The 15,314-nt window shown below is 58.2% G+C and carries 12 protein-coding genes; 7 read left to right on the top strand and 5 right to left on the bottom strand.

Features of this window, described 5'->3' with window-relative positions; all coding sequences use genetic code 11:
• The first annotated feature begins 5 nt into the window (after window positions 1-5).
• A complete protein-coding gene (locus tag AB3226_RS18940) occupies window positions 6-1,133 on the top strand; it encodes a phospholipase (protein ID WP_367374162.1) in 1,128 nt (375 codons plus the stop codon).
• Between the two features lie 14 nt (window positions 1,134-1,147).
• Window positions 1,148-1,339, top strand: a complete 192-nt coding sequence (locus tag AB3226_RS18935; protein ID WP_367374161.1) for a hypothetical protein — start codon at window positions 1,148-1,150, stop codon at window positions 1,337-1,339.
• A 137-nt stretch (window positions 1,340-1,476) separates the two neighbouring features.
• Here AB3226_RS18935 and AB3226_RS18930 read toward each other — a convergent pair whose 3' ends face one another.
• From AB3226_RS18930 to AB3226_RS18915, 4 genes are all read right to left on the bottom strand, one after another.
• Window positions 1,477-2,226, bottom strand: a complete 750-nt coding sequence (locus tag AB3226_RS18930; RefSeq protein WP_050681317.1) for a FadR/GntR family transcriptional regulator — start codon at window positions 2,224-2,226, stop codon at window positions 1,477-1,479.
• 179 nt (window positions 2,227-2,405) lie between these two features.
• Entirely contained in the window at window positions 2,406-4,133 is a 1,728-nt protein-coding gene (locus AB3226_RS18925) for an ABC transporter ATP-binding protein/permease (protein WP_367374160.1), read from the bottom strand.
• Window positions 4,134-4,229: 96 nt separating this feature from the next.
• Window positions 4,230-4,790: a response regulator transcription factor gene (locus AB3226_RS18920; RefSeq protein WP_007901386.1), complete on the bottom strand. Its 561-nt coding sequence runs from the start codon at window positions 4,788-4,790 to the stop codon at window positions 4,230-4,232.
• Window positions 4,783-6,045 (bottom strand): ATP-binding protein, encoded by a 1,263-nt coding sequence (locus AB3226_RS18915; RefSeq protein ID WP_007901384.1) that lies wholly within the window; start codon window positions 6,043-6,045, stop codon window positions 4,783-4,785. Before AB3226_RS18915 ends, AB3226_RS18920 begins: the two co-directional genes overlap by 8 nt.
• 386 nt (window positions 6,046-6,431) lie before the next feature.
• On the opposite strand from AB3226_RS18915, the gene AB3226_RS18910 reads away from it, so the two are divergent.
• On the top strand, window positions 6,432-7,145 hold the full coding sequence (locus AB3226_RS18910; protein WP_367374159.1) for an SIMPL domain-containing protein: 714 nt from the start codon (window positions 6,432-6,434) through the stop codon (window positions 7,143-7,145).
• Between the two features lie 209 nt (window positions 7,146-7,354).
• Here the strand turns inward: AB3226_RS18910 and AB3226_RS18905 are convergent, their stop codons facing one another.
• A complete protein-coding gene (locus AB3226_RS18905) occupies window positions 7,355-7,726 on the bottom strand; it encodes a DUF6124 family protein (RefSeq protein ID WP_367374158.1) in 372 nt (123 codons plus the stop codon).
• Between the two features lie 561 nt (window positions 7,727-8,287).
• Between AB3226_RS18905 and AB3226_RS18900 the strand changes: the two genes are divergently transcribed.
• The 4 genes from AB3226_RS18900 to AB3226_RS18885 all read left to right on the top strand — a co-directional run bounded on the left by AB3226_RS18900 (window position 8,288) and on the right by AB3226_RS18885 (window position 15,289).
• Window positions 8,288-9,898, top strand: coding sequence for an ABC transporter substrate-binding protein (locus AB3226_RS18900; RefSeq protein ID WP_367374157.1), 1,611 nt, complete (start codon window positions 8,288-8,290; stop codon window positions 9,896-9,898).
• Between the two features lie 257 nt (window positions 9,899-10,155).
• Window positions 10,156-11,781 (top strand): ABC transporter substrate-binding protein, encoded by a 1,626-nt coding sequence (locus AB3226_RS18895; RefSeq protein WP_052965609.1) that lies wholly within the window; start codon window positions 10,156-10,158, stop codon window positions 11,779-11,781.
• 301 nt (window positions 11,782-12,082) lie between these two features.
• Window positions 12,083-13,684 carry an ABC transporter substrate-binding protein gene (locus AB3226_RS18890; RefSeq protein WP_367374156.1) on the top strand — a complete coding sequence of 534 codons (1,602 nt, stop codon included), beginning with the start codon at window positions 12,083-12,085 and terminating at the stop codon, window positions 13,682-13,684.
• A gap of 171 nt (window positions 13,685-13,855) precedes the next feature.
• The gene (locus AB3226_RS18885; RefSeq protein ID WP_367374155.1) at window positions 13,856-15,289 is read left to right on the top strand and encodes an OprD family porin; all 1,434 of its coding nucleotides are present in this window, start codon (window positions 13,856-13,858) and stop codon (window positions 15,287-15,289) included.
• Window positions 15,290-15,314 lie beyond the last annotated feature (25 nt).

Below are 15,314 nucleotides of genomic sequence, written 5' to 3'. Positions count from 1 at the left end.
CCCAGTTGAGGTTTGAGGGTGCAGAACATACCGCGATCGGCGACAGCACCCTGCTGCGCTTCGTCAAGGATGCACCTGCCATACCGGCCTCGCAGGTGGAGTTGCACCTGCCCAATGGCCTGGCATTGACCTATGGACAAGTGATTGCGCTGGGGGGTGATTTTTATGGAATTCCCGACCAACCGATCTGCGAAGGCTCAACAGCAGCGGACCGAATCCAGCGCTTTACCAACGCCTTCAACTCCCTGGCGGTACTGCCGGCCTCAAACGCCGAGGCGAAGTTGATCCTCGGCGTCATGCAGAAGGAAATCGCCGCCATCAATCAAGCGATCAGGGACGGTAAACAACCTCACGAAGCTTATGACGCCCTCGGTGATACGTTGTCGGAAGAGTGGAACAAGATCACTGGCGGCGGCAGTTTCGTCTCGGCGCTGTTCCCTTTGGGGCGTTATCTGAAGCTGGCCGCCAACAATGCCGACCACTTTGCCGAATGGGCACTTCTGGCCTACATCGCCGGCCACGCCGCCGCGCTGCAACAAGCGGTGCTGGCCCACAACAGCGGCGATGAAAAGCAGTTGGAGCTGGCCTATGCGATGAACGCTTTTGCCGATCACTACCTGACCGACCTGTATTCCGCCGGCCATTTACGAGTGCCACGCAAACAGTTGGCGGCGGTGGTCACGCCCAGTGATCTCGGTTCGTTGATTACCCGTTTCATGCACGATGAAGACAGCAAGTTCGGCCTCAATGTGAGCAACGGCAACGGCGAACGCTGGCACGCCTACGGCGACAAGCGCTACTTCGACGCTATCGACAGCGCCAATCGCGCCCAAGTGAATCAAGCGGTTCAGGTGTCGGCGGATGAAGTGTTCGCGGCGTACCTCAGCGGCACGGCTCCATCAGCCGGCAGTTTTGCTGCGTTGAAAAGACTGCCCGACCTGCAAGCAGTACTGAACCCGGCAGGCAATTTCTCGCCACTGTTCAAGGTTGAGGGCAGCAAGGTGTTGCGGCGCAAGGACGTCAACAACCTCAACGACACCGCCACCATTGACGACTGGTGGGGCTGGAGCACTTATCTGCTGCTCAAGGACTACCAACCAACCGGCGTGCTGAATTCAGCGGCCAATGCCTGATAAGGAGATCACTGATGACTATCAAATTGAAACTGGAACTGGCTTCGGGCCAATCGATGAAAGGTGCGCCGCTGGAGTTGCTGTCGAAAGGCTTGCCGATTGCCCGGGCGCTTGTGGATGAGCGCGGGCATGCGGTTTTCGATGCCAAACCTGGGGCTGCTGAGTTGGCGGTGAGGGTGGATCGGGGAATTTTGAAGACAATCTGAAAGATTAATTGATGGCTACTGACCCCATCGCGGGCAAGCCCGGCTCCCACAGGTTTTGTGTGTGTTCACACTATTGTGATCGACACAAAACCTGTGGGAGCCGGGCTTGCCCGCGATGGCGTCCTTTCTGGCGACGCTCAGCCCCGCTGTGCCTGCGCCTCTTCATGGGCCTGGCGCAACCGCTCACGGCTATTCGTCAGGTGCAACCGCATCGCCGCCCGCGCCGCATCGGAATCCTGGCGGGCAATGGCGTCATAAATCTCTTCATGCTCGCGACTCAGTCGACTCATGTAGTGCTGCTGGTCGTCGTGGGCCAGGCGCGCAGAGTTGAGGCGCGTGCGCGGAATGATGCTGGTACCCAGGTGGGTCATGATGTCGGTGAAGTAGCGGTTGCCGGTGGCCAGGGCAATTTGCAGGTGGAACTGGAAGTCCGAAGCCACCGCATCGCTGGCGTGGGAAGCGCTTTCATTCAGCGCATCCAGCGCCGCTCGCATCAACGCCAACTGCTCAGGACTGCGGCGTTGCGCGGCAAGACCGGCGGATTCCACTTCCAGGCTGATGCGCAATTCCAGAATCGCCAATACGTCGCGCAAGGTCACCACGGTGGCCGGATCGATACGGAAACCGCTCGGGCTCGGCGTGTCGAGCACGAAGGTGCCGATGCCGTGACGGGTTTCAACCTGGCCTGCGGCCTGCAAACGGGAGATCGCTTCGCGCACCACAGTGCGGCTGACGCCATGGGCGTCCATGATCGCCGACTCGGTGGGCAATTTATCGCCACGTTTGAGATGACCGTCGCGGATCTGCTCGGACAGCACCGTCACCAGTTCCTGAGCGAGGCTGCGGCGCTTGCGAGGGAGGCGAGGTGCGTCGATCGGGTTTTCCATGGTGAACGTCTGTCTCGAAAATTCGGCTGAATCCGCATCATAGCTCAACGCGGTTGTACGATCACCACCACTCCCTCTGTAGGAGCGAGGCTTGCCCGCGAAGAACGATAACGCGATTCTGCAGGTGAACCGCGTCGAGGCCATCGCGGGCAAGCCCGCTCCCACAGGTCAAGTGGTGTTTATGCGGTCACGGTTTGGTCCACCAAGTGGCCATTCTCGATGCGCACATGCCGTGGATGGAAACGCTTCAGGCTACTGCGATGCCCGACGCTGACGATGCTCAGCCCCGGCAATTCATCGATCAACGCCTGATACAGCGACGCTTCATCCTCTTCATCCATCGCCGAAGTGGCTTCGTCCATGTACAGCCATTGGGGTGCATAAAGCAGCGCACGGGCGAAGGCCAGACGTTGTTGCTCACCCGGTGAGAGCATGCGCTGCCAGTGATTGGCTTCATCCAGACGCGAAACCAGGTGCGGCAAGCGGCAGGTTTCCAGCACATGGACGTAGCGCTCATGCGGGTAGGTGTCGCCAGGCTGTGGATAACTCAGCGTCTCGCGCAGGGTGCCAATCGGCAGATAGGGTTTTTGCGGCAGGAACAGATAACGCCCCGTCGGCAGACGGATGCTGCCGTGGCCGGCCGGCCAAAGGTGCCCCATCGCCCGCAGCAAAGTCGATTTGCCGCTGCCGGAACGACCGCTGAGCATGACGCGCTCGCCCTCCTCCACGGTCATGTCGGCGTTGGTCAGCAGGTGACGACCGTCAGCGAGGTCGAGGCCAAGGTTATGCACCTTCAACGCCGATCCCTGATTCTGCACGTCGATGGCCGGTGCGCGTTCTTCGTTGTCGGTCATGGCCTGGCGGAAACTCAGCAGACGATCACTCGTGGCGCGCCATGCCGCCAGATCCGTATACGCGTTGATGAACCAGCTGAAGTTCTCCTGCACGTTGCCAAAGGCCGAGTTGATTTGCATCAGCTCACCGAGTTCGATCTTGCCGGTGAAGTAACGCGGCGCCGCAACGATGAACGGGAAAATGATCGCGATCTGGCCATACCCCGAGGTGAAGAAAGTCAAGCGTTTGGACACGCGCATGATGTCCCAGAAGTTGTGCCAGACCAGCCCGAAGCGGTTGCTCAAACGTCGGTTTTCGTTCGGCTCGCCGTTGTACAACGCGATGCTTTCGGCGTTTTCGCGCACCCGCACCATGGAGAAACGCAGGTCGGCCTCAAAGCGCTGCTGGTTGTTGTTCAGGCCGATCAACCGTTTGCCGATCAGGTGCGTCAGCCAACTGCCGACCATCGCATACACCAGCGCGCACCAGAACATGTAACCGGGAATGGTGAAACCGAGCACCTCGATGCTGCCCGAGACGCCCCACAAAATGATCGAGAACGACACCAGGCTCACCACGGTGCGGATCAGCCCGATACTGAGGCTCAGGGTCGTAGTGGTAAACGTGTTGAGGTCTTCGGAAATCCGCTGGTCCGGGTTATCGGTGTAACCGCCCTGCTCCAACTGATAGTAATTTTTTTGCCCGAGCCAACGGGCGAAGTGCTTTTCGGTAAGCCACGCCCGCCAGCGTATGGTCAGCATCTGGGTCAGGTACAGACGATACACTGCGCCAAGGATCGCCACCGCCGCGATGCCGCAGAAATACAGAATCAACTGCCAGAACGCCGCTTCGTCCTTCTTCTGCAAGGCGTTGTAGAAGTCCTTGTACCAACTGTTGAGCCACACTGAAATCGCCACGCTGAACAATGACAGCGCGATTACTGCGATCAGTAACGTCCAGGCCTTGCCCTTCTCTTCGCTGCGCCAGTAAGGCGTGGTCATCGCCCAGACTTTGCGAAAAAACTGCCCGCGCACAGCATCGTTGACCGCGGAATATTCAGCGTTCTGATTCATGGATAAGGCTCGATAAAGAAAAGAACACACACGAGCCGATCATAAATGATCGACCCGGCTTGTAACGAGGTGTGACAACAATTGTTCAGCGCCAGTTCAGCGACGGACCGGACGCTTCTGCAGTTTGCGCTGCAGCGTGCGACGGTGCATGCCCAAGGCGCGGGCAGTAGCGGAGATGTTGCCTTCGTGCTCGGTCAGTACGCGCTGGATGTGTTCCCACTGTAGACGGTCCACGGACATCGGGTTTTCCGGCACCAGCGTGTCGAGGTCGGCGTGCTCAGAGAGCAACGCGGCCAGCACGTCATCGGCGTCCGCCGGTTTGCACAGGTAATTGCAGGCGCCACGCTTGATCGCCTCGACGGCGGTGGCAATGCTCGAGTAACCGGTGAGGATCACCACGCGCATTTCCGGATCGAGTTCGAGCAGTTTGGGCAGCAACACCAGGCCCGAGTCGCCGTCCATTTTCAGATCAAGGGCGGCGTAATCCGGAATGTCGGCCTGGGCGATGGTCAGGCCTTCTTCGGCGGAACCTGCTGTGCTGACGCGAAAACCACGGCGGGCCATGGCGCGGGCCATCACGCGGGTGAAGGTTGCGTCGTCGTCTACCAGCAGCAAATGCGGCAGTTCTTCGCCTTCGACTTGGATCTCGTCACTCATGTTCGTCTCCTCGGGCGACACGGGGCAGGCGCAGCTCGGTAAGCGTGCCACCTTCCTCATGACTGTAGAGTTTCACTGAGCCGCCGGCGCGTGTCACGCTGGCCTTGCTCAAAAACAGGCCCAGGCCGAAACCTTTGCCCTTGGTGGTAAAAAACGGTTTGCCAATCTGCTCGGCAATGGCCAATGGCACACCGGCACCGTGGTCGCGAATGCTGATGGTCAAGTCCTCGGCATTCCAGTCCAGGGTCACTTGCAAGCCTTCGGGGCACGCATCGGCGGCGTTGTTCAGCAAATTCAGCAGGGCCTGGGTCAGGTCTGGCGGTGGCGCCATGCGCGGCACGGTCCCCTGGCCCAGGCGCTGGAAGCGATAACTGGCTTCCGGGCGCATCAGGTGCCAGCGGTTCAGGGCTTCGTCGAGCCAGTCAGTGACGTCCTGCATCTCCACCGCCAGACGACGATTGGCTTCCGCTGCCCGAACCAACTGTTGCAAGGTCTCTTTGCAGAGTTTGACCTGATCTTGCAGCACGCTCAAATCGTCCTGCAACAACGGGTCGGGGTGGTCCTGACGCATTTCCTTGAGCAACACGCTCATGGTCGCCAGCGGCGTGCCCAATTCATGGGCGGCGCCGGCAGCCTGGGTCGCAACGGCCAGCAATTGCTGATCGCGCAGGCCTTCTTCGCGACGAATGGCACGCAGTTCTTCCTGGCGACGCAGCTCTTCGGCCATGCGGGCAGCGAAGAACGTGATGACCGCTGCGGCCAGGGCGAAGCTCAGCCACATGCCGTAAATCTGCAAATTCTCCCGTGCGATCGGGAACGTTTCCAGCGGGTAAAATCGCGCCAGCAGCAACGTATAAAGCGCCAACGCGATACCCGACAGAATTACCGAATAGCGCCACGGCAGCGTCACGGCGGCAATGGTCAGCGGCACCAGGTAATAAGAGACGAACGGGTTGGTCGAGCCGCCGGAGAAGTACAGCAAAGCACTGTGGATAAACAGGTCGCAGGCCAGTTGCACAGCGTATTCGAGCTCGGTCACCGGCCACGACGTGCGCAGACGAATTGCGGTCAGCGCGCAGAGCACCATGGAAAAACCGAGGGTGATCGCCAATTGCAGCCAGGGTAACGGCAGCAGGTCGAACCAGTAGGCCAGGCCTACGGAACCGGCCTGAGCGGCCAGCACCAACGTGCGGATGAACGTGAGCCGCCAGAGGTTCTGGCGAGTGGCGGAAGTGATTTGAACGGGGGCGAGCATGAGCTCTCCTGATGAGCGCTCCAGGCGGATCGCACGGAGTATAACCAAGCCACGGGCTTGAGAGGCGAAAGTGCGGCAAACGACCACAGTTACTGCGCGTGAATTTACCTTCAGCGGTGAGTTCCCCTGTGGCGAGGGAGCTTGCTCCCGCTGGACTGCGAAGCAGGCCACAACCATTTGACCGGATGAAACTGACAAACTGTGCATACCGATTTTGCGACTGCTTCGCAGCCGAGCGGGAGCAAGCTCCCTCGCCACAAAAGCCCTGGCATCACTTGAGACTGTATAGAAGTTGTAACTGTGCGAACCGGACCATTGAAGCTAGAGTCTGATGGTTTCACGCAGGTTCGGACCTCAACCCCTGCGCACCGTCCAAGGAGCTTTTCATGCACACATTGCGCCGCAGCGCCGCCCTTCTTGCCTTAAGCGTTGGCACCGTCGTCAGCCTCCCGGCCCTGGCCGTCGACGAACTGCATTACAACCAGATCTCCCTGCGCGCCGAAGTCAGCCAGGAAGTGGCCCGCGACCTGATGATCGTGACCCTCTACACCGAAGAGCAAAACACCGACCCGGCCAAACTCGCCGCCGACGTCAGCACCACCATGAACAAAGCACTGGCCCAGGCTAAAGAAGTCAAAGACATCACCCTGCGCCAGGGCAGCCGCAACAGCTACCCGATCTACGACACCAAAGGCCAGAAAATCACCGGCTGGCGTGAACGCGCCGAACTGCGCCTGGAAAGCTCGGACTTCGCCGCCCTCTCCAAACTCACCGGCGAACTGCTCACCGACCTGAAAATGGGCGGCATGGACTTCGCCATTGCCACCCCTACCCGCAAGGCCAGCGAAGACGCCCTGCTCAAAGAAGCCGTGACCGCCTTCAAGTCCCGCGCCCAACTGGCCACCGACGCCCTGGGCGGCAAAAGCTACAAAATCGTCAACCTGAACCTCAACAGCAACGGTTATCCACAACCGTACATGCGTGGGCCGATGATGATGAAAGCGGCGGGCATGGATTCTGCGCCGGTGACGCCCGAGGTTGAAGCGGGTACCAGCCAGGTCAGCATGACGGCGGATGGGGCGATTGAAGTGTTGATGTAGTGATTCGATAAGTCTGTACAAAAAAACGCCGATCACTGTGATCGCCGTTTTTTTGTGCCGGAAGAATCTGGTTAGTCAGTCCTGTGGTGAAAGCACGGCCGCCATCGCAGGCAAGCCAGCTCCCACAAGGTCATGCGCCATTTCAAGATCTATGCAGAGCCTGTGGGAGCTGGCTTGCCTGCGATGAACGATGACGCGGTGATTCAGGATTAAGACTGCGGGTCGACATTATCCAGCGCCCGATTCACCGCCAATTCCGCCAACATGATGATCTGTTGAATCGCCAATACTGTATTGCGCTGCGGGCCGATCAGGTTTGTGGCGAAATCACTGGCCAGGACACTGGCCGAGGCCAATGACTCGCAAGCTTGAACCAGAAGACTTTCAGTGTCGCTGTCCGGGGAAACCAGGAACATCGTGCTGGGGCGGCGTGGTTTTGCGGCGTAAGGTTTGGGCGGATCGAGGTAGTAGTCGAGGGCGCGTTTTATGGCTTCGCGGTCTTTGAGTAGCTCTTCGGTGCGCGAAGCTTCGGCGTTGGGTGTGGTGGTGTTGAAGGGTGGGTCGGGGATTAACTTATCCATAAAAACTCCTACTTATTGAGTGGGAGCCATCCGCTTGTCGTTTCCACACGACAAAGAGGTGGCAGCTGTACGCGGGGTGGAAAACCGGTAAGTAGGCACCCGGCCAGACCGAAGTCTGCCCACGCACAGCCGCCATAACGCAGTTTGCAGACGAAAGAAGACATCGGCAACGATTACGGTGGTGATGCAATGCAACTACTTAAGGTTCAGGTTTCCACACCTGCTCGCTGGTTTTGCAGCGACAACCAAAGACTAGGGAGCCCGCTTCCGACGCACAACCTGAAAAACATGTGGGAAGGTTCTGATGTTTTTACCAATCAATAAACATCGTTGCCTGTAAGGCCGCCATCGCGGGCAAGCCCGCTCCCACAGTGGAGCGGTGTATGTCTGCAATGAATTGGTCGGCTGTCAGGCCGCCAAGATCAAAAGATCGCCGAGATTCCGAATGATCCGGGGTGTATGCCACAACAGAGGGGTCCCCCTCAAAAAACGATATTTCCGCCGATCCCACCAACAACGCTACCCTCAGGAAAACACCGCCGCCAAGCCCTCGGGGACTCCATGGAAAGAACCACCGTCAAACCACTTCTACTCGCCCTTACCCTCGCAACAATCGCCACCACCGCACCACTCGCCCAAGCCGCCACCACCCTGGTCTATTGCTCCGAAGCCAGCCCCGCCGGCTTCGACCCCAGCCAATACACCAGCGGCACCGACTTCGACGCCTCCGCCGAAACCGTCTTCAACCGCCTCACCCAATTCAAACGCGGTGGCACCGAAATCGAACCCGGCCTGGCCACTAGCTGGGAAGTGTCCAAGGACGGTCTCAGCTACACCTTCCACCTGCGCGACGGCGTGAAATTCCACACCACCGACTACTTCACCCCGACCCGCGACTTCAACGCCGATGACGTGTTGTTCACCTTCCAGCGCCTGCTCGACCCGGAGAATACTTTCCGCAAGGCTTATCCCGCCGAGTCACCGTACTTCACCGACATGGGCCTGAACACGACGATCAAAAGCATCGACAAGCTCGACGACCACACCGTGCGCTTCAGCCTGAACAACATCGACGCCGCGTTCGTGCAAAACCTCGCCATGAGTTTCGCCTCGGTGCAATCCGCCGAATACGCCGCGCAACTGTTGAAAGAAGGTAAAGCCGCCGACCTCAACCAGAAACCGGTCGGCACCGGCCCATTCGTGTTCAAGCGCTATCAAAAGGACTCGCAGATCCGCTACGCCGCCAACAAGGCTTACTGGAAACCCGAGGACGTGAAACTCGATAACCTGATTTTCTCGATTACCCCGGACGCCGCCGTGCGCTTGCAGAAACTCAAGGCCGGCGAGTGCCAGGTCAGCGGCTACCCGCGTCCGGCGGACATCGAAGTGATGGAGAAAGACCCGAATCTGCAGGTACTCAAACAAGCAGGTTTCAACCTCGGGTTCCTCGCCTACAACGTGACTCACCCGCCGCTGGACCAGCTCAAGGTCCGTCAGGCCCTGGACATGGCCATCGACAAACCGGCGATCATCAAGGCTGTCTACCAGAGTGCCGGGCAACTGGCGCAGAACGCTTTGCCGCCGGCGCAATGGTCCTATGACCCGAGTATCAAGGACGCACCGCACGACCCGACCAAAGCCCGCGCGCTACTGAAAGAAGCAGGGGTTGCGCCCGGTACCACCATCGATTTGTGGGCCATGACAGTGCAGCGCGCCTCCAACCCCAACGCGCGAATGTCGGCGCAGATGATCCAGCAGGATTGGGAGAAAGTCGGCATCAAGGCCAATATCGTCAGCTACGAATGGGGCGAATACATCAAGCGCGCCAAGAATGGCGAACACGACGCCATGATCTACGGTTGGACCGGCGACAACGGTGACCCGGACAACTGGCTTGGCGTGCTCTACAGCTGCGCCGCAGTAAAAGGCAGCAACTACGCCAAGTGGTGCGACCCGGTCTACGACAAGCTGGTGCAGCAAGCGAAGGTGTCCACGGACAAACAGCAGCGGGTCAATCTGTACCAACAGGCACAGCAAATCCTTAAGCAACAGGTGCCAATTACACCGATTGCGAATTCGACGGTGTTCCAGCCACTGCGCAAGGAAGTGACCGACTTCAAGATCAGCCCGTTCGGCCTCACTCCCTTCTATGGAGTGGGTATAAATAAGTAACACCAGGCTCCAACCGGGTGCGCGAGACGCCCCGGTTGCCCCTTATCGGTGCGCGATTTGCACCGTAAAAAACCTGCGCAAATGGTCAAATACTTCAGTATTTATACATATGCGACATTAAGGTACGTTCGTGCCACTGTTTAAGGTTTGTGGCCATTCAGGATCTTGCATTGGGTATGGCCCCTGCATAAGTATCCGCAGGTCGACTCACGAGGTCGTCCTCTAATTCCAAAAATGACAACAATCATGAGGCCACCATGCTTAAACACGCGGTCATTCCGTTTTTAGTCGGCGCAAGCTTATTAGCCAGCGCACCTTTCGCCGTCGCTGCGACTAACCTGGTGTTTTGCTCCGAAGGGAGCCCGGCCGGTTTTGATCCTGGTCAGTACACCACCGGAACCGACTTCGACGCCTCTGCAGAAACCATGTTCAACCGCCTGACCCAGTTCGAGCGCGGCGGTACCGCCGTTATTCCTGGCCTGGCGACCAAGTGGGACATTTCCGATGACGGCCTGACTTACACCTTCCACCTGCGTGAAGGCGTCAAGTTCCACACCACCCCGTACTTCAAGCCAACTCGTGAGTTCAACGCCGACGACGTGCTGTTCACCTTTAATCGCATGATTAACAAGGATGACCCGTTCCGCAAAGCGTATCCGACTGAATTCCCGTACTTCACCGACATGGGGATGGATACCAACATCACCAAGATCGATAAAGTCGACGACAAAACCGTCAAGTTCACCCTCAAAGAAGTTGATGCCGCGTTCATTCAGAACATGGCCATGAGTTTTGCCTCGGTCCAGTCCGCCGAGTACGCTGCCCAGCTGCTCAAGGAAGGCAAAGCCGCCGACATCAACCAGAAGCCGGTCGGTACTGGCCCTTTCGTATTCAAGAGCTACCAGAAAGACTCCAACATCCGCTACACCGGGAACAAGGACTACTGGAAGCCTGATGACGTGAAGATCGACAACTTGATCTTCGCCATCACCACCGACCCGTCGGTGCGTATTCAGAAGCTGAAGAAGAACGAGTGCCAGATCACCCTGTTCCCACGTCCAGCCGACTTGAAGGCGCTGAAGGAAGACAAGACCCTGAAGGTGCCTGACCAGGCTGGTTTCAACCTGGGTTACATCGCCTACAACGTGATGGACAAGATCAAGGGCAGCGATCAGCCGAACCCGATGGCTCAGTTGAAAGTGCGTCAGGCACTGGACATGGCCGTCAACAAGCAACAAATCATCGATTCGGTTTATCAGGGTGCAGGCCAACTGGCCGTCAACGCCATGCCACCGACCCAATGGTCTTACGACACCACCATCAAGGATGCGCCGTACAACCCTGAGAAAGCTAAAGCGCTGCTCAAGGAAGCCGGCATCAAGGAAGGCACCGAGATCAACCTGTGGGCGATGCCGGTTCAGCGTCCATACAACCCGAACGCCAAGCTGATGGCAGAAATGCTGCAGTCTGACTGGGCCAAGATCGGTATCAAAGCCAAGATCGTGACCTACGAGTGGGGCGAGTACATCAAGCGCTCCAAAGGCGGCGAAAACGGCGCGATGCTGATTGGCTGGAGCGGCGACAACGGTGACCCGGACAACTGGCTGAACGTGCTGTTCGGCTGCGACTCGCTGCAGGGCAACAACTTCTCCAAGTGGTGCGACAAGAAATTCGACGGCATCGTCAAGGAAGCCAAGCGCACTACCGATCAGGCCAAGCGCACCGAACTGTACAAGCAGGCGCAACACGTCCTCAAAGACGCCGTTCCAATGACACCTATCGCTCACTCGACGGTGTTCCAACCCATGCGCGACAACGTGCAGGACTTCAAGATCAGCCCGTTTGGCTTGAACTCCTTCTACGGCGTCAGCGTCAGCAAATAAGAAAAGGCAGCGGCGACGTTTTCAGCGTCGCCGCTGCTTTTTTCTTCCGAGAACCTAGGAATTTGCCTACATCCAAATCCGCTGTCTCGTACAGCAGGACTTAGGACGCGTTGCCTTTTCCTACGAGTCTTTAGGACTCAGCGCATTTACTGCCAGACCCACGGCCCCTACCGTCGGGCTCTGACCAGTGACTGTGTGGGCTATCGGTTTGCTGCCCGTATTGGTTTGAACTCAATGCAGCCACAACGTCCCCGGACGGAATCGCGGCGCATTGAATAACACTACAAAAAGAGGGAGCGTCATGCGCCATACCTTGGTTTTATCCGCATTGCTGAGCACCGGCCTGCTGGCCGTCACTTCCATCAGCCAGGCCGCCAATAACAGCCTGGTGTTCTGCTCCGAAGGCAGCCCCGCCGGTTTCGACACGGCGCAGTACACCACTGCGACCGATAACGACGCCGCCGAGCCGCTGTACAACCGATTGGCAGAGTTTGAAAAAGGCGCCACCAACGTCGTACCAGGTCTGGCAACGAGGTGGGATATTTCCGAGGATGGCCTCAAGTACACCTTTCACTTGCGCGAAGGGGTGAAATTTCACACGACCAAATACTTCACACCGACCCGCGATTTCAACGCTGATGACGTGCTGTTCACCTTCAATCGCATGCTCGATCCGCAGCAACCCTTTCGTAAGGCTTATCCGACCGAGTTCCCGTATTTCAACGGGATGAGCCTGAACAAGAACATCGCCAAGGTCGAGAAGACCGGGCCGCTGACCGTGGTGATGACGCTCAACAGCGTCGACGCCGCGTTCATCCAGAATATTGCCATGAGCTTCGCCGCGATCCTTTCCGCCGAATACGCCGACCAGTTGCTGGCCTCCGGCAAGCCGAGCGACATCAACCAGAAGCCGATCGGCACTGGCCCGTTCGTGTTCAAGAGCTACCAGAAAGATTCCAACATCCGTTACAGCGGCAACAAGCAGTACTGGGACCCGAGCCGGGTCAAGCTCGACAACCTGATTTTCGCCATCAACACCGATGCTTCGGTGCGCGTGCAGAAACTCAAGGCCAACGAATGCCAGATCACCCTGCATCCGCGCCCGGCCGACGTGACCGCACTGAAAAACGATCCGAAACTGCAACTGATCGAGAAGCCCGGCTTCAACCTCGGTTACATCGCCTATAACGTGCGGCACAAACCGTTCGATCAGCTCGAAGTGCGCCAGGCGCTGGACATGGCGGTGAACAAGCAAGGCATTCTCAACGCCGTCTATCAAGGCGCCGGCCAACTGGCGGTCAACGCCATGCCACCGACCCAATGGTCTTACGACGAGACGATTAAAGACGCCGCCTACAACCCGGAAAAAGCCAAGGAACTACTCAAGGCTGCCGGCGTGAAGGAAGGCACTGAAATCACTCTCTGGGCCATGCCGGTTCAGCGTCCGTATAACCCCAACGCCAAGCTGATGGCCGAAATGCTCCAGGCGGATTGGGCGAAGATCGGCCTCAAGATCAAGATCGTCAGCTACGAATGGGGCGAGTACATCAAGCGCACCAAGAACGGCGAGCACGACATCAGCCTGATCGGCTGGACCGGTGACAATGGTGATCCGGACAACTGGCTCGGCACGCTTTACAGCTGCGATGCCATTGGCGGCAACAACTACTCCATGTGGTGTGATCCGGCTTACGACAAGCTGATCAAGCAGGCCAAGGTCGTGACCGATCGCGACCAGCGCACCGTGCTCTACAAACAGGCGCAACAGTACCTCAAGCAGCAGGTGCCGATCACGCCGGTCGCCCACTCGACGGTCAACCAGCCGTTGAGCGCCAAAGTCGAAGGATTCAAGGTAAGTCCTTTCGGCCGTAACGTGTTCTCGGGCGTCAGTATCGACCAATAACCGATTAGCCAGAACGCTGGGGGCGGAATCCGCCCTCACGCAAGCGTATTGCCGTAATTCGCCAATTCGGCCTGTAGCAAACGTTTGCGATGCGTGCATAAGTTCTAAACCAAATAGCCGGATCACCAAAAAAGACCGGCATTAAAAAAAAGTAAGTAAGGAGCTTCACCCATGAAACTGAGCAGCACCGCGTTATTGGCCTTGGCCATCAGCAGCGTGACCGCCACGGCGTACGCTGAATCCCAGAGCCAGGCTTTCACCCCGGTTACGGTCAACACCAAAAGCGCTCAAGCCGAAGCAACCGGCTTTGTCGAAGGCCAATCGGTCACCGGCAGCACGCGTAACTGGTACGCCAACGAGCAACTGAAACGTGGTGCCAAGTTCGCCTATAAGAAGGATGGCGTTTCAACCCCGACTGATCGTCGTATCAACTGGGTCCAGGGCACCATCATCAAGTACAACTCGGGCTTCACTGAAGGTACCGTGGGTTTCAGCACAGAAGTGGCGGCCTACAACGCCATCGCTCTGGATCGTGATCGCAAGGATCTGGCGTCCAACAACGGCGGCGCACCGGGTACCCGTCCTGGCGCGGGCAACAACCGTACCCTGACCGAAGAAGGTGGCGACGCCGTCGGCCAGTGGAGCAAACTGGGCCTGGCCAACGTCAAGGCCCGTGTGTCCAACACCACCCTGACCGCTGGCCGCCAGAACTTCAGCAGCCCGATGGTCGATGTCATCGGTAACCGTGCGCTGCCTTCGAGCTTTCAAGGTGTGGCCATCCACAGCGAAGAGCTGAACAACCTGGCTTTCGACCTGGCCACCTTTGATCGCAACTCTCCGCGTACCGAAGAAAGCCAGCGTAAATTCCGTACCGAATACGCCAACGGCATCGTTGAAACCGATCACGTCTACACGGGCGGCATCACCTACACCCCATTCGCCAGCCTGACCACCAGCCTCTGGGCGACCCAGGCCGAAGACATCTGGAACCAGTACTACTTCGGCGCCAGTCATGTGCTGGGCGACAGCCAGGTCTTGAGCCTGACCACAGGCCTGAACTACTACAAAACCCAGGAAGAAGGTAAAGCGCTGATCGGCAAGATCGACAACGACACCTACTCCCTGTCGTTCGGCCTGACCCACCAGGCTCACAGCCTGACCTTCTCCTATCAGGAAGTGAACGGTAACGAGTACTTCGACTACCTGCACGAAACCAACGGCATCTACCTGGCCAACTCCCTGCTGTCGGACTTCAACGGCCCGAACGAGAAATCCTTCCAGATTGCCTACGGTCTGAACATGGCCGAATACGGCGTGCCTGGCCTGAAATTCAACATCTACCAGGCTCGCGGCTGGGGCATCGACGGCACTCACTACACCGGCAACGGCGGCGTGGCAGACAAGGGTTATGACGGCATCCAGAGCCAGGATGGCGAACACCACTATGAATACGGCATCGGCGCTTCGTACGCCGTGCAGAGCGGCCCACTCAAGGCCACCGCCATTCGCGCGACCTACACCGCTCACCGCGCCAGCGAAAACCAGGCGGATGGCAGCATCAACGAGTTCCGTCTCGTGACCACCATCCCGTTCAACATTTTGTAAAACGCATGCCTGCGGCTGACTCATG

The organism is Pseudomonas lini (assembly GCF_964063345.1).
GTDB lineage: Bacteria > Pseudomonadota > Gammaproteobacteria > Pseudomonadales > Pseudomonadaceae > Aquipseudomonas > Aquipseudomonas lini_B.
The sequence above is the reverse complement of the archived record's forward strand: the minus strand, read 5'-3'. Positions and strand labels throughout refer to the sequence as shown.

Coding starts and splice junctions, on each gene's coding strand:
- AB3226_RS18935 (WP_367374161.1), top strand. CDS start 1,148: ATGACTATCAAATTGAAACTGGAACTGGCTTCGGGCCAATCGATGAAA.
- AB3226_RS18930 (WP_050681317.1), bottom strand. CDS start 2,226: ATGGAAAACCCGATCGACGCACCTCGCCTCCCTCGCAAGCGCCGCAGC.
- AB3226_RS18925 (WP_367374160.1), bottom strand. CDS start 4,133: ATGAATCAGAACGCTGAATATTCCGCGGTCAACGATGCTGTGCGCGGG.
- AB3226_RS18920 (WP_007901386.1), bottom strand. CDS start 4,790: ATGAGTGACGAGATCCAAGTCGAAGGCGAAGAACTGCCGCATTTGCTG.
- AB3226_RS18915 (WP_007901384.1), bottom strand. CDS start 6,045: ATGCTCGCCCCCGTTCAAATCACTTCCGCCACTCGCCAGAACCTCTGG.
- AB3226_RS18910 (WP_367374159.1), top strand. CDS start 6,432: ATGCACACATTGCGCCGCAGCGCCGCCCTTCTTGCCTTAAGCGTTGGC.
- AB3226_RS18905 (WP_367374158.1), bottom strand. CDS start 7,726: ATGGATAAGTTAATCCCCGACCCACCCTTCAACACCACCACACCCAAC.
- AB3226_RS18900 (WP_367374157.1), top strand. CDS start 8,288: ATGGAAAGAACCACCGTCAAACCACTTCTACTCGCCCTTACCCTCGCA.
- AB3226_RS18895 (WP_052965609.1), top strand. CDS start 10,156: ATGCTTAAACACGCGGTCATTCCGTTTTTAGTCGGCGCAAGCTTATTA.
- AB3226_RS18890 (WP_367374156.1), top strand. CDS start 12,083: ATGCGCCATACCTTGGTTTTATCCGCATTGCTGAGCACCGGCCTGCTG.
- AB3226_RS18885 (WP_367374155.1), top strand. CDS start 13,856: ATGAAACTGAGCAGCACCGCGTTATTGGCCTTGGCCATCAGCAGCGTG.